14 protein-coding genes are annotated in these 12,808 nt (G+C 64.3%); 1 reads left to right on the forward strand and 13 read right to left on the reverse strand.

The window, feature by feature from the left end:
• Nucleotides 1–3 precede the first annotated feature (3 nt).
• The 8 genes from G4223_RS11805 to G4223_RS11840 all read right to left on the reverse strand — a co-directional run bounded on the left by G4223_RS11805 (nucleotide 4) and on the right by G4223_RS11840 (nucleotide 8,167).
• Nucleotides 4–1,164, reverse strand: coding sequence for a hypothetical protein (locus tag G4223_RS11805; protein WP_163679670.1), 1,161 nt, complete (start codon nucleotides 1,162–1,164; stop codon nucleotides 4–6).
• Between the two features lie 113 nt (nucleotides 1,165–1,277).
• On the reverse strand, nucleotides 1,278–1,580 hold the full coding sequence (locus G4223_RS11810) for a hypothetical protein (protein ID WP_163679674.1): 303 nt from the start codon (nucleotides 1,578–1,580) through the stop codon (nucleotides 1,278–1,280).
• A gap of 6 nt (nucleotides 1,581–1,586) precedes the next feature.
• Nucleotides 1,587–3,212, reverse strand: a complete 1,626-nt coding sequence (locus G4223_RS11815; RefSeq protein ID WP_163679677.1) for a LamG-like jellyroll fold domain-containing protein — start codon at nucleotides 3,210–3,212, stop codon at nucleotides 1,587–1,589.
• 2 nt (nucleotides 3,213–3,214) lie between these two features.
• Nucleotides 3,215–4,507, reverse strand: a complete 1,293-nt coding sequence (locus tag G4223_RS11820) for a hypothetical protein (RefSeq protein WP_163679680.1) — start codon at nucleotides 4,505–4,507, stop codon at nucleotides 3,215–3,217.
• A 15-nt stretch (nucleotides 4,508–4,522) separates the two neighbouring features.
• On the reverse strand, nucleotides 4,523–6,421 hold the full coding sequence (locus G4223_RS11825) for a phage tail protein (protein ID WP_163679684.1): 1,899 nt from the start codon (nucleotides 6,419–6,421) through the stop codon (nucleotides 4,523–4,525).
• Entirely contained in the window at nucleotides 6,418–6,987 is a 570-nt protein-coding gene (locus tag G4223_RS11830) for a phage connector family protein (protein ID WP_163679687.1), read from the reverse strand. The genes G4223_RS11825 and G4223_RS11830 overlap by 4 nt, the downstream gene beginning before the upstream one ends.
• A 77-nt stretch (nucleotides 6,988–7,064) precedes the next feature.
• The gene (locus G4223_RS11835; protein ID WP_163679690.1) at nucleotides 7,065–7,334 is read right to left on the reverse strand and encodes a hypothetical protein; all 270 of its coding nucleotides are present in this window, start codon (nucleotides 7,332–7,334) and stop codon (nucleotides 7,065–7,067) included.
• A gap of 14 nt (nucleotides 7,335–7,348) precedes the next feature.
• Entirely contained in the window at nucleotides 7,349–8,167 is an 819-nt protein-coding gene (locus G4223_RS11840; RefSeq protein ID WP_163679694.1) for a phage capsid protein, read from the reverse strand.
• 317 nt (nucleotides 8,168–8,484) lie between these two features.
• On the opposite strand from G4223_RS11840, the gene G4223_RS11845 reads away from it, so the two are divergent.
• Entirely contained in the window at nucleotides 8,485–9,174 is a 690-nt protein-coding gene (locus tag G4223_RS11845) for a chemotaxis protein (protein ID WP_163679697.1), read from the forward strand.
• A gap of 24 nt (nucleotides 9,175–9,198) precedes the next feature.
• On the opposite strand, the gene G4223_RS11850 is transcribed toward G4223_RS11845, so the two are convergent.
• The 5 genes from G4223_RS11850 to G4223_RS11870 form a co-directional block, all read right to left on the reverse strand.
• Nucleotides 9,199–9,921: a capsid assembly protein gene (locus G4223_RS11850; protein ID WP_163679700.1), complete on the reverse strand. Its 723-nt coding sequence runs from the start codon at nucleotides 9,919–9,921 to the stop codon at nucleotides 9,199–9,201.
• Nucleotides 9,922–9,930: 9 nt separating this feature from the next.
• The gene (locus tag G4223_RS11855; protein ID WP_205762489.1) at nucleotides 9,931–10,200 is read right to left on the reverse strand and encodes a Bbp19 family protein; all 270 of its coding nucleotides are present in this window, start codon (nucleotides 10,198–10,200) and stop codon (nucleotides 9,931–9,933) included.
• Nucleotides 10,190–11,719, reverse strand: coding sequence for a portal protein (locus tag G4223_RS11860; protein WP_241004083.1), 1,530 nt, complete (start codon nucleotides 11,717–11,719; stop codon nucleotides 10,190–10,192). Before G4223_RS11860 ends, G4223_RS11855 begins: the two co-directional genes overlap by 11 nt.
• A 2-nt stretch (nucleotides 11,720–11,721) precedes the next feature.
• Nucleotides 11,722–11,925 carry a hypothetical protein gene (locus tag G4223_RS11865; protein WP_163679706.1) on the reverse strand — a complete coding sequence of 68 codons (204 nt, stop codon included), beginning with the start codon at nucleotides 11,923–11,925 and terminating at the stop codon, nucleotides 11,722–11,724.
• A gap of 108 nt (nucleotides 11,926–12,033) precedes the next feature.
• A complete protein-coding gene (locus tag G4223_RS11870) occupies nucleotides 12,034–12,456 on the reverse strand; it encodes a hypothetical protein (protein ID WP_163679708.1) in 423 nt (140 codons plus the stop codon).
• Between the last annotated feature and the right edge of the window lie 352 nt (nucleotides 12,457–12,808).

Raw genomic sequence — 12,808 nt, forward strand, 5'->3', positions numbered from 1 at the left:
TTGTTACGCCTCCACGTCGTTATAGGCGTACTCGACGCGGTCGAGGGCCCGGATGTGATAGTCGATGCGGCCGATCCCGGTGATCTCGCCCGGCGCGCCGGTCTCGCCCACGCGTTTCCACATGCTGCCCATCTCGGTGATGGCGAAGCCGGCCGGGACGATGCCGATGGTGCCTTTCTGGCCGACGATGGCGGCGGTCAGGGTCGGGTTGGCGAAGGTGACGGCGGCGTCAAGCGTCAGGTCGAAGTTCTGGTACTGGGCGAAATCCAGGTCCACCGAACCGCCCACGGTAGCGGTCAGCACGGCCTGGGAGCGCTGCGGCTTGCTCCAGTCCTGGGCGACGTTCAGATAGGCGACGTCGGACAGGCCCAGATTGCTTCGCGCCGCCGCAACGCTGGACAGGTCGGACAGGTTCTGATCCTTGTGCAGCACCTCGCCCGACAAGGTGGCGACGGCGCTGGCGATAGCGGCGGTGGTCTCGGCGGAGGAGTTCACCTCAAGGTGACCACGCGCGGTCGCCTTGTTGGCGACGTCGGACAGGTTCTGGTCCTTGTGCAGAACCTCGCCCGACAAGGTGGCGACGGCGCTGGCGATGGCGGCGGTGGTCTGGCTGGTGGAGTTCACGCCCAGATTGGCCCGCGCCGCATCCACGTCCGACAGGCCGGAAAGGTTGCCGGTCTTGAGCAGGGCGGCGCTGCGCACCGCCTGGTCCAGGGCGTCCACCTCGGTCTTGGAATAGACGCCCAAGTTGGTCCGCGCCGTGGCGACATCGGCCAGGTCGGACAGGTTGGCGGACTTTTCCAGCGAACCCGCCATCTCACCGCCCGTGATGCGCAGACGCTGGACACCGCCGTCCTCGGTGACGGTCTCCAAGGTGATGTTGGCGCCCGCCACCAGCTTGTCGGCCAGATGGCCGGCGACGGCGTCGGCGACACCGATGGTCACGCCGCCCAGATAGCGCAGCGACACCACGGCGCCGGAAGCCGGGGCGCTGTCGAACACCACAACGCCGCCATCGGCGCTGCCGGCGCAATTGACGCGGAAGCCCACCTCGCGCACCGAATCGTTGACCCGAACCTCCAGCGCGCTGACGGCCGGAATGGCGAAGGGGAAGGGAAAGGCCACCTGGGTTCCGGTGGCGGTATGGTTGATCATGCAGGTCATGGTTTGTCCTTTCGTGCAGACAAAAAAAAGACCCGCCGACAAAGCGGCGGGGCAGACAAGGAAAGACCCGCCGACAAAGCGGCGGGTCGGTGGTCGAAGGAAACGAAGACCGGTCAGGGTTCTTCCGTCTCCTCCAATCGCTCGATGGCGTCGCGGGCCTGGGACAGCAGCGCCGCCAGCCCGTCGTCGGTGGTCGCGGCCGTTTCGGCCTCTCCTCCGGCCCAGCGCAACAGCTTGACCGAGGACTCCACATGTCCCAGCGCCGCCTTGGCCGCCGCGTGCCAGGCGGCGAAACCCTTGGCATCGGCCGGCGGTTCGTCGGCGGTGAACCGGGCATAGGCGGTCAGGGCGGCATGGATGCTGGCGGGCAGGTCCCGTTCCAGACGCCGCCGCAGGATCTCCAGTTCGTCGGACATGGTGCGTCAGTTGCTTTGGGCGTTGGCCGGCGCCCGGCCCTTGGGCCCGACCGTCGGTTTCTTGTCGTAGGTGGCGGCCCAGGAATTGGCACCGCTGGCGTTGTAGGCCAAACTGGCGGTCCTGATCTTGAACCCGGTCGCCAGCCTGTCGGCGTGGGTGCCCCAGATCACCGCATTGCCGTTGACGCTCAGGGTCTCGGGCACCGCGCCGGTAAAGACGCACGGGCCATCGGCGTTGACATTGCCGATGAAGGTGCCGCTGGTCGCACCCGTGGTGGCCGCAAGGTTGGCGGTGCAGATGTTTTTGTAGCCGGCAACGCTGGGGGCGAAACCTCCAAACCGCGCCGTCGTCGTGCCCGTATCGTAGGCATAAATAAACGGGATGGCGAATTCACCGGGGTTTGTTATCGCCCCGCTGTAATAATTCGTACCGTCCCGTTTGACCGTGACTGTATTGCCATCGAAGTCGAACAGGAATTCAAAGGTGACCGCGCCTGACGTGACGGCTTGATTTGTCAGCCCTGCGCCGAAATTACAGACACATCCGTTGTCCGACACGCCACAATATGCGGCCTGCCCGCCGCCCCAGATGAGCCCGTCAACACCGGCGCGGCGACCGGCCAGAGACAGTTTGACGATGCCTGCGAACCAATAGGTTCCGGCGAACCCGGCGCCCGGCGCCCCTGTCGGCGGTTTGTCCACCCTAAACGCCCATTTCCCAGAATTCGGAAAAGCGATGGTCCCAAGCGTCACCGCATAGCCCGCCGCCGACGTGTTGGTCAGCGCGGTGTTGCCGTTGCCGTAACAGGCATAATCCGTCCCGATGGATTGCGGCGTGAGAGCGTTCAGCGTGGCGAACACGTTAGTCGGGCTGTCGCCCACCACGTCGGATGCGGCAAAGCCAACCGGCGTCCAGTCGTTGCCCCGGCCGGAAGCGTCGGCACCCAGGCCATCGGTATTCCACGGCCTGCCGAGATAGAAACCATTGGTGCCGAAATCGACGCCGGAAACCCGCTTCGGCCGCCATGACCCGGTGACCGGATCGATTTGGCCGAAGACATCCGGGGACAATGCGGCCCCATCCACGAACGCGGGCTCCGACAGGATACCTCTGAAATACCACACGCTGTTGAAGGTCTGACATCCGACAGCATGTGGCGTTGCTGCCCCCCACCACCGGCTGACCGTGGTTTCGGGATAGACTGTCGTGCCGCTGTCCGCCGTCAGCAGTTGTCCGTTCAAATAGACGCGAAGCCGGCCAGCGGCCGAAACATTGTCCAGGTCTCGGACAAAGGTCAGCATGACGAACCCCGTGGGATCGCGGAATTTCGCAGCCCCATGCCACCACCACTGCCGAACTCCGGTGGCGAAACATCCCCAGGTCAGCGTGTACCCCCCTGAACTTCCCTCGAAATAAGCGTATTCACGATTGTTTATGTCAGTTCCCGCGAAGAACAGACATTGAGCAGTGGCGATGTCGGAAAGGCGGAGCCAGACGTTGAATGTCGCGGACTTGATTGCTCCAGCCGAAGCCGGCGTGCGGGTCAGATACTGCGCCCCCCGGAACAACAGGGAGTTTTCCATTTGGCATCCGCCGCCGACCGCGACACCCAAAAGCGCGTGGTTCAGCATGATCAATACCCCGTCTTCGCGCCCATGAAATGCAGCGCGGTGGAGCCGTAGCCGACAAAAACCAGATAGTCGGTCTTGCCGACGGTGGAACTTAGAGCGGGCGAACCGTCGTCGCCCCAGGCGAAAGCCGCGCCAAAGGTCGGCACCCGTGCCGCCCCCGAATGGGTCAGGCGCAGTTGATAGACGCGGCCGTCCTCGATGTTGGCGACAGTGATTTCCGGGTTGCCGGTCATGATCAGCGCCGCCGCCGGCATGGCGCGCACGTCCCAGGTGATGGAAGCGGCATAGGCCAGCGGGGCAAAGGCATACCCCTGTGCCGCGCTCCAGGTTTGGGGCGCGTTCAGCCGCGCCAGGGTCTGGTCGTCGGGATTGACGATGGCCGTCCAACCGGTGACGCCGGCATTGGCGAACAAAGTGGCCGTGTCGAATTGCTGGACGACCGCCAATGTTTCCTTGCCCTCGATATCGTCACCGCTGCCCTCCATCACACTTACGGTGACGGCGTTGTTTCCTGCATCCAGGCGGACGATGCCGACACGCCAGTCGGCCACCAGGGACAGGGCGGACGGCAAGGTCAACACCACCGGCCCGGCACTGGCATCGACACGGAACATGGTGCCGTTATCGCCTTCGGTCAGGTGGCGATCGGCGACGACATCGACGACCACGGCGTAAAGATTCGACACCGCCGCCGATTGCGCGGCCAGGGCATAGGTTTGCGCGGCGGCGGCAGCCTCGGCGGCGGCGGCGGCGTTGGCGGCGGCCGAATGTTGCGCCGACACCGCCGATTGCATGGCTCCGCCCAACACGTCCGGGTCAAAGGAGGTATTCGTCACCCCCGATCCGTCGGCATTCCATTTCAACCCCCGCCCGGCAAGCGGTTCCGGCAGCGTCAGGTCGGCCGTGCTGGAACTGGTGAAGGGTCGTTGCAGACACCGCGACACCCCCTCGGCCACCTGCTGTACCGCCGCCACCTGGTAGTCTAGTTCGTCGTTCAACGTCTTGGCGCGGATGATGCCGTCCGCCTGAAAGTCGCTGACACGCTCCAGCACCATGTGGCGGCGTAAGGTAATCCGGGTGCCGGCGGCTGGCGGAATGGCAAACAGCACGCTTCCGCCCCCGGAAATACCCGCCCCCGACACGGTGAAACCACCCGACACCAGGGTTCCGTCCTGCCACACCTGAAGGTCGGCGGATCTGAGCACCGCGAAGGGATAGACGAAAGCGGTCTGGACGCCGTCGGCCACGTAATGGACGTTCGGCACCACCGCGTTGATATGGATGTGTTCGTTCATTTTATGTTCCAACCCTCAGTTGGCCACCTTCATTTCGGTGGCGACGGCCAGCACGGTACAAGGCAAGGGCACGTCCTGGGCGACACGCCACAGCGGCTGCATGGCGTCGCGGCGCCAGCCGATGGCGCGGACCTGCACGTCGCCGGAAAACAGCGGCGGCGCCGCGTCGAAGGCGTGGCGGCCGAACCGCCGGAAGGGGATTGCCGTCAAACCCTTGCCGGTGTCGAGATGCAGCGCCTGAGTGTCGAGCAGACGGAAATGGGCGCGCACCAGACGCATCACCGCCCCCGGCCCGGCACCGCTGGCGCTTTGCACCACCGGCGGCAGGGGTTCGATCTCGTGGGCATAGGACAACCCGACCTGAACGGTCTTCGCCGGTTCGGACAAGGTGACGGCACCGTTCGCCACCACCGCGTCCTCGATGGCGCCGCCATCGGCCAGGATGCGCACGCTCTGGCCTTCCAGGTGGTCAAGGCCGCTCCAGGTCGCCTTGGCTTCCTGTGCGGTACCGGTCATGGCGCAATCCAAGGACAGCGTGTCGTCGAAACACTCGACCATCACGCCGCCCGCGCGTTCCACCAGCACATAGACCTCGCCTTCGACCACCGCCACCGAGCAAAAGGCGCCAAGAGTGGTGTGTCCGGCCCAGGCCGTGACCTTTTCCGAACGGTAGACGGTGACCGTCGCCAAGCTGCCATCGGCCATCACCACATGGAACAGCCGCCGGCCGGAATCGTAATCCTGGTCCACCGGCGCCACCATCAGGTGCTTGGCCAACATGGCAAGGTCGGTGGACTGATAGGCCTGCTCCACATCGGCGAACAGGAACTCGCGCAGGTCGCGGCCACCGCGTGACACGTAAAGCGTGGCGCCGTCCACGTCGCGCGGCGGCACCTGACGGTCCACCGGCGAGCCGACGCGGGTCTGCCGCGTCAACTGGATATTGGACGGCGTCAACGGATCCCCCGACACCATCCATTCCGCCCCCGAGGTGAACACCTGAAGATGACGCCCCGAGAACACCGCCCGAATAGCGTTGACCTGGTCGGACAACAAGGCGAATTCGATGGCTTCGTCATCCAGGGCCTCGCCCAGGTCGAAATTGAACAGATCCGACGATTTCGACATCCACAGCCGGTTTGGAAGGTCGCGCGAACCGCCGATGACCAGCCGATCCTGATGGAAACACACCGACACCGGCCACCCGCGCAGGGCGGAAAACGCCTGTTCCTCCCAATCGGTGTTGGCGGTGGTGTCCACCAGGGTCTGCTTGACCAGCGCGGTGGCCTGGGTGGACGAAGCGATTGCGGTGATCTCCACTTCCTTTTGCTGAAGGCGAAACCGCAAACCCACATGTCCCGTCTGGAACACCTCGGCCGAAGCCGTCAAGGTCACCGTGCCCGACGTGCCCGATGGCTGCATCGTCACCGCGTCGTCGGCGAATTTGTGGGTGGGCTGGTAGATCACCCCATCCTTGCCGTAGAAGCTCCACTCGGTGATGGTCCACTTGGTGTGCGACGTGCGGGTGATCTTGCGCGGGGCGACATCGGGATGGACCAGCAACAACGTATCGGCGGTCTGGCTCCAGCGCAGTTGCTGGATTTGATCGGTGCTCCACGGCGCATCGAAATCGGCCATCAAGGTGCCGTCGGCATAGACGTCCACATGGCCGTCGCTCAGCACCAGCAGATAGGTTTGTTCGGTGTTGAACTCGAAGGCGATCAGGCGTCCCGGTCCACGGGCGGTGGCGACGAAGCGCAAGCCGGGCCGGCGCGACACCCCGCCGACCGGGGCGATGGTGACGTTGCGCAGCCGCATGGCGCCATTGGCATAGGCGGTGAGGTCACCCCGCCCCAGCATGTCGAGACTGAGTTCGCCGGCGGTGAAGTTGGTCTTGGTCAAGGTCATGTTCATGACCGCACCTCGACCAACGGAAAGTCGGTGAGGGCCTGGGGCGTGTCCTGCTGCCCGTCGGCCAGTTTGGCACGGCGGAACTCGTCCTCGGCCAGCCTGAACAGCATCTCGGCCCGCGTGGTGCTTTCGGTCAGCGGAATACAGAACTCGGCGGCCAGACGCGCGATCAGGGACTGGTCGAAGAAAGGCGGGAACGACACTTCCTCGGGCCGGAACACATAGGTCAGCACCAGATTGTCGACGTCGGCGTGCAGCCGGTTCTCGGCAATGCGATAGGACACGCCGAAACCGCGGCCGCCGATGCCCGCCGACAGCGCCCTCAGGAAATCCGCCGGCAATTGGTAGGCGTAGGCGTAATCGGCCACCGGCGCCGTCACCAGCTGCGGCAAGGAAATCTGGCCGGTGGCGAAGTTCCACGGATGGGCCGACAAAAGCGCGTCGCGGATGGACGGATAAAGGTTGGCCGCCACCTCGGCCTCGGCCGAGCCCTCCTCGAACGAGGCGATGGTGGCGGCTCCGATCTTCAGCAGCGCGCGCGAACAAAGAGCGATGGCCGACAACGCCATGGCGGAATCTCCTTTGCAAAAGCACACGGGCCGGCCTTCCCAAGGAAGCCGGCCCGTGTGGTCAGGTCAGCGAATTGTCAACGGTTGTCGGTCGTGCCGATCTGGGTCATGTCGTTGACGTCGACCACGCCCGACGCCGCCTGGGACACCAGGAACAGGCCGGCCTTGGGGGTCGAGCCGGTGTCGATGTTGGCGACGATGATGTCGCCAACCCGCAGCATGTCGGCGGCGGCGTTGAAATACCCCGCCGCGTCGACGACATCGGCGGCGTCGGCGGTGACGTAATGCCACAGCGTGAAGCCGTTGGCATAAGCCAGCACCGACAGGTCCTTGGACAAATAGGCCATGACGGAAAACCTCCTTACGATTCCAGGCAACGCAGGCTGACGATGCCGGCGGGGTCGACCAGCACCGCGCCCTGGCTCATCATGTTGTTGATGAACCAGGCGGCACGGTCGCCGTGATAGGTGATCTCGGACTTCACTTCCGAGCCGATGGCGTGGCCGATGGCGGTCTTGTGGAACCAGAAGCAGCGACGCACGTTGCCCGATTTGGAAAGCCCGGAATGGGGCATCCACAGCGTTCCCAGCCAGTGCTTGGCCTGGGTGCCCTTCCACGGCAGTTCGTCGGAACCGACATAGTCGGAATCGGCGAATTCCGGGATCTGCAACAGGTCGGACCACTGTTTCCACCCCACCACGGCGGTCCGTTCGCCGTCGTCGGGGACGTCGGCCTCGCCCAGCATCTCGAATGCCGCCAGAACCTTCTCCTTGGTCAGGCCGGTGGTGGCGTCGAGGGCGTGGTTGGTGGACTTGTCCAGTTCGGCGATGATCAACTCGTCGGTCTTGCGGCCAAGCGCGTAGGCGCCGGCGTTGACCAGGACGGCACGTTCGTCGTGCTCGATCTTCAATTCGTCCAGCTTGTCCAGCCAGTCGCCGGCGTAATAGTCGTAAAGCTGGCATTCGACGGTCTGGTGATCGACATTCATCACCGGCACCTTGCCGTGGCGGGCCTTGGTGCTGGCGGCACCCTTGCCGACCTTCTGGAACACGGCGATGGCGCCGGTAACGTTGCTGCGCGCACGCACCACGTTGCGCAGTTTGGAGCCCTGGCGCTGATAGGCGGCATGCACCTGGGCGCCATAATCCTTGGAATAGCCGTTGATAACGGACGTGGACATGATCGATTTCCTTTGATCGTGTTCGAGGGAACCGCACGAAAGGCGGTTCTGGCCCCAAAGGGCCGCCGCGTCGCGTGCGCGCCATCCGCCGGGCCGGGCCTCCGGTTCTCCGGCAGAGGGAAAAGAGAAAAGGGAAAACGCGCGGCCTCCTCTTCCTGCGCACAGACGGCGCGGGAAGAGGAGGCGAGCGCTCGACGGCCCTGACGGACCGGAGCGCCGAACGTCATGAAAATTCCCGCTGTCGCCTGCGGGGAAAATGGTTATGATCTTGCCCCGAAGGGGAAAATCCTGGGGCGGCAAGGGATTTACGGAGCATCATGACCGAAACTGTGCAAGCCACTCGCACCACCGGCGCCACCCTGCGCACCGAGCGCATCGAGAGCCGCGCGAGCGCGTTGCTTTCCGATTGCCGCCGCGCCTTCCATGCCTTCGGCGAATTGGACGAGTTGGCGGAAAACCTGCGAATCCTGTCGCTCAACGCCGAGCTTGCGGCCGGCCGTGCCGGCGACAAGGGACGGGCGGTTCGCGCCCTGACCCAATACACCCGCGAACTGGTCAACCGCCTGGCCCAGATCCGCGGCGAGATGAACCAGCAGCGGGGGCGCACCGATACCCTGTCCACCCAGATCGAGGACGACCTCAAGCGCCTGCGCTCCATCGAAGAACAATCGGGCAGCGACAGCCCGGCTTTCGCCGAGTGCATGAAGGCGCTGGTGGACAAGCTCGACACCTTGTCCACCAACGTCGAGGATTTGTCGCGGCGCGCCCACGGCGTCGAGGAGGTGGTGAGCCAGTCGGACTCGATCGCCACCAACATCGCCATCGAGGCCGCCGCCGCCGGCGTCCACGAAAAGGAGTTCCGCACGGTGTCCGACACCATGCGCCGTTACGTGGACGATCTGCGCAAGATGATCGACGAGGCTTCGGACTCGGTCCGTCGCGCGCTGGAAAAGACCGAAGCCTTGCGCCGATTGGGCGTCGAGAACCTGAACGACCTGCGCCGCTGAGCCCCGCCGGGGAGCAGGGACGCCCTATTCCCCCGACAGGCGGCGAAAGCCCGCCGACACCTTGTCGATGAAGGCCGGATCGCGCTTTTTCCAATAACGCGGGTCCTGGAGCATGCGCTTCAGCTCGGCTTCATCCGGGGTGTCGTCCTTGGGCACCGGAGCCCGGCCCATGGCCGGCTCGCCCGAAGCCATCATCCGTTCCATGGCGATCACCCCTTCGGGAGAACAGGCCAAGGCCTGATAGACCTCGTCGGGCAGGTTGGCACGTCCCCAGGCGGACACCTGGCGCGCGGTTTCCGACCAGCGCGCGTCGCCGCCGTAATGGTCCTTGAGACGGTCAAGATGACGGCGCTGGTCGAAATCCTGGTTCAGACGCGCCAGCATGGGCAACACGCAATCATGGGCCAGGTCATAGACCAGTTGCGCTTGATCCGGGGTAAAACCGCCGGCATGCAGACGACGGTTGACCTCGGCATCCGGGGTCAGCAATTCGTGCCGGGTGGCGATCTTGTAGCCATCGGGGCTGTCGGGGACGCCCAGGGCACGATGGAACGCGCAGCGTTCTTCGTCCGAGCATTCCGGGCCGGGAACCTTGACCATGGCGTGCATGCGCCGTTCCAGTTCCAGATAGGCCGACAGCAAGGCGTCGGTCCGCAAGCCACCGCTGCGCGGGTCACGGAACTTTTCCGGGATGGCCGGCGCGTCCAGCTCGGATTCGCCGGGATCAAGGGAATCTTCGTACAGCATCAAAATCTCCTAGACGATAGGGCCGCCCTGACGGCCGGTGCGAATCAGGGTTTGCAGATGCAGCACCAGTTGGCGCTGACCTTCCAGGCAGCGAAGCGCCGCGTCCGAGGCGTCCGGCCCCAGACAGCGTTCGGTGGTCAGTTGCGTGAGATAGGCCAAAGCGGCCTCGCCATCGGCGCCACGGAACATGCGGGCGAAAATACGGGCCAGACCAAGACGGCGACCGTCGTCCACCTCGTCCGTGGGTTCGAACCAGTCCCAACCGGGTTCAGAGGCCATCGCCACCTCCCGCCGTCTGCGGTGCGGCCGGTTGCGCGGGCACCATCAATTCGGCCGGCACGTTGAACACCCTGGCCAGCCACCGGGCTGCGGCACCGGCGTCCACCGCCTGGGCGGCGGTGCCGCCCACCTGCGACAGCGACGACAGCCATGTCAGCATGTTCATGGCGTCGCGGCGTGCCTGGGTCTGCGCCAAAGGCGAACGATAAGACAGATCCACGGTGTGGCCATCGACCAGCAATTCGGGGATCTCGCCACGGCGACGCAGGATGGCCACGGCCCGCAAGATCAACGGCGTCAGCAACTCGCATTGCAGCCGGCCATAGGTGGCCCCCAACAATCGCGCCATCTCGGCCGAACGTTCCAACACCTCGGTCGCGGTCATCTGCGGCGCGTCGGGCTGGCCCAACTTGTCGGCCAGCAGCGCGTGGCGGATACGCCCGCGCAAATCGTCCAGCACCAGTTGCGAGATGTCGAAGCGCCCCGGTGCCTCGAGCGGCTGTAACCCGGCCGAGCCCACCGCCTTGGGAATGATGGTTCCAGGCACCAGCTTGATGTTGGCCGGATTAAGGACGCCGTCGTCGTCGGCCTGCCAGATGCCGGTCACCGCGATGGTGGCGTTCTTCAACACCAGTTCGACCACCTTGTTGACGGTCTTGATGTCGGGCAGCGCCTTCATCACCGGTGAACGGCCATAGGTTTCCCCAGGCGCCTTGAGCCAGCGGAAATTGATGAAGGGGCTTTGTTCGAAACGTCCTTCGGCCAGGACCGCCTCGTCCGCGTCCTCATCCTCCAGCACGGCGGCATAGTGGTAATAATGCCCCCCCGTCGCCGGAACCACCGCCTCGACCAGGGCGAAACGGCGGTCGGGATCGTCCTCGGCCTGCTTGACCAGACCCTCCGGCAACGTCGCTCCGGGAAAGCGGGTCCGCAGGCCGGAGACGGTCAGTTCCGAACGGCGAAAGGTGGTGTCAAGCCGCCCGTCCACGCCTTCTTCAAGCACCACCTGCCCCAAGGGAACGGCGGTGAAGCGGAAAGCAGAGGCCTCACCCGGCGGCGCTTCCTCGAACAACAACGCGGCGGTGCCGCCGGTGACCACGTCCAGATAGCACTGGTGCATTTCGACGGCGAAGTTGGAACGGTCGAAATGCGATTGCAGCACCGTGCCAACCCGCTCCAGGACGACCGCCGCCGCCTCACGCTCACCATCGTCAAGATCCGGGCCGGCGGTCAGCCCGAACCATTGCGCCCACGGCGGCGTCAACTCGGACAACAGACTGGCGGCCAACTGGTCGACCGCGTCAGGCGCCGTTCCGTCGAACAGACGATCCCCTTTTTTCTCACCGGGATTGGGAGCGGACAACACGGCATCGCGCAACGGCAGGGCGAAATCATAGCATTCCTGCCAATGTCCCTCCCATGTCGAGCGGCGCTGACGCGCCTTGGCATAACGCCGCAGCAACGGCGCCGGGTCACGGTCAGGCCCCAGCAGGCCCGTTCCTTGGGAATGGCTGGTCATGGTCATTCCCCCAACAACGTCTTGGCCGCCGACGCGACCGGATCAAGAGCGCCGCGATCGGATGTCGCCACCATGCCGGCCCGGCCCCGGCGATTGCGTGCCATGGTTTCCTGACGCTGTTCACGAGCCTCGGCCTCTGGATCGGTGGTCGAGATGACCGGTGGCGTATAGCTGGGAGCCGAACCACCCCCGAAAAAACCTCCCATGGGAGCCTCCGCTATAAGAATTTGTTCCACATCGCCAAAATGCGAAGCCCGGCCAAGTTTTCAGCTTGGCCGGGCTCAAGACGCAGTTCCGGTGTTGATGAAATGACTTTATACCTCTAAACCAACCGCTGTCAACATTTTTGTTCCTCTTTTGTTCAAGTGACGATACAGCTGCCACGGCGTCAGCACGAATCCGGCGCGAATTCCCAGGATGCGCTTGACGGACTCGACGCATGAGTAAGGCCTTAGCGGCATAACTCTCCTTTCAGGAGAAAATTTATTGACAACAACGACCTTCATTTCGTGCTGCCGATACCACGACAAAAGATCAAATTCCTTGTTATGCGGAAAATGTACAACGAAGGTATAGTGGGACATGGGATCAACGACGACCCAGCCGGACGCCATTTCCAACGCCACGAAACAATGCCTGAATCCAGGGCGCAACAATCGCAGCCACCATAGATCCGTGGCATGGGAGAACACGACCAAAGCCCGGTGCCACCCCCTTTCCACATCCCCCGCGCTCACGCCACGATCCCCTTTCGACGCAACACCTCAGCCAGGCGCTCCAGCCCCTGACTCCACAGCTCCGCCTCGGTGGAACTGTCTCCACTCCAGGGATCCGGCGGCGTCAGACGACATCCGAAGCCCCCCAGAACCTGAATGTGCCGAGCCCCCAGAACGCCCTTGCGACGCAATCCATCAACCGCCCGAAAAATGTCATCAGGGTCGCAAGGCCGCCCACGATCGCCAGCGTCGGCAACAAACCGCACCCCCTCGATCCGGGCCATCTGGCAACGGCAGAACCATAGCCAAGCCTCCTCGGCCGAAGCGAAGACCTCGGCCGGCCGCTCACTCAGCGGACGCGGAGCGAATTTCC

The organism is Magnetospirillum aberrantis SpK, assembly GCF_011022235.1.
Lineage (GTDB): Bacteria > Pseudomonadota > Alphaproteobacteria > Rhodospirillales > Magnetospirillaceae > Magnetospirillum > Magnetospirillum aberrantis.

Bases quoted from the DNA above. Each gene is read 5' to 3' on its own strand.
- G4223_RS11805 (WP_163679670.1), bottom strand. From the start codon at position 1,164: ATGACCTGCATGATCAACCATACCGCCACCGGAACCCAGGTGGCCTTT.
- G4223_RS11810 (WP_163679674.1), bottom strand. From the start codon at position 1,580: ATGTCCGACGAACTGGAGATCCTGCGGCGGCGTCTGGAACGGGACCTG.
- G4223_RS11815 (WP_163679677.1), bottom strand. From the start codon at position 3,212: ATGCTGAACCACGCGCTTTTGGGTGTCGCGGTCGGCGGCGGATGCCAA.
- G4223_RS11820 (WP_163679680.1), bottom strand. From the start codon at position 4,507: ATGAACGAACACATCCATATCAACGCGGTGGTGCCGAACGTCCATTAC.
- G4223_RS11825 (WP_163679684.1), bottom strand. From the start codon at position 6,421: ATGAACATGACCTTGACCAAGACCAACTTCACCGCCGGCGAACTCAGT.
- G4223_RS11830 (WP_163679687.1), bottom strand. From the start codon at position 6,987: ATGGCGTTGTCGGCCATCGCTCTTTGTTCGCGCGCGCTGCTGAAGATC.
- G4223_RS11835 (WP_163679690.1), bottom strand. From the start codon at position 7,334: ATGGCCTATTTGTCCAAGGACCTGTCGGTGCTGGCTTATGCCAACGGC.
- G4223_RS11840 (WP_163679694.1), bottom strand. From the start codon at position 8,167: ATGTCCACGTCCGTTATCAACGGCTATTCCAAGGATTATGGCGCCCAG.
- G4223_RS11845 (WP_163679697.1), top strand. From the start codon at position 8,485: ATGACCGAAACTGTGCAAGCCACTCGCACCACCGGCGCCACCCTGCGC.
- G4223_RS11850 (WP_163679700.1), bottom strand. From the start codon at position 9,921: ATGCTGTACGAAGATTCCCTTGATCCCGGCGAATCCGAGCTGGACGCG.
- G4223_RS11855 (WP_205762489.1), bottom strand. From the start codon at position 10,200: ATGGCCTCTGAACCCGGTTGGGACTGGTTCGAACCCACGGACGAGGTG.
- G4223_RS11860 (WP_241004083.1), bottom strand. From the start codon at position 11,719: ATGACCAGCCATTCCCAAGGAACGGGCCTGCTGGGGCCTGACCGTGAC.
- G4223_RS11865 (WP_163679706.1), bottom strand. From the start codon at position 11,925: ATGGGAGGTTTTTTCGGGGGTGGTTCGGCTCCCAGCTATACGCCACCG.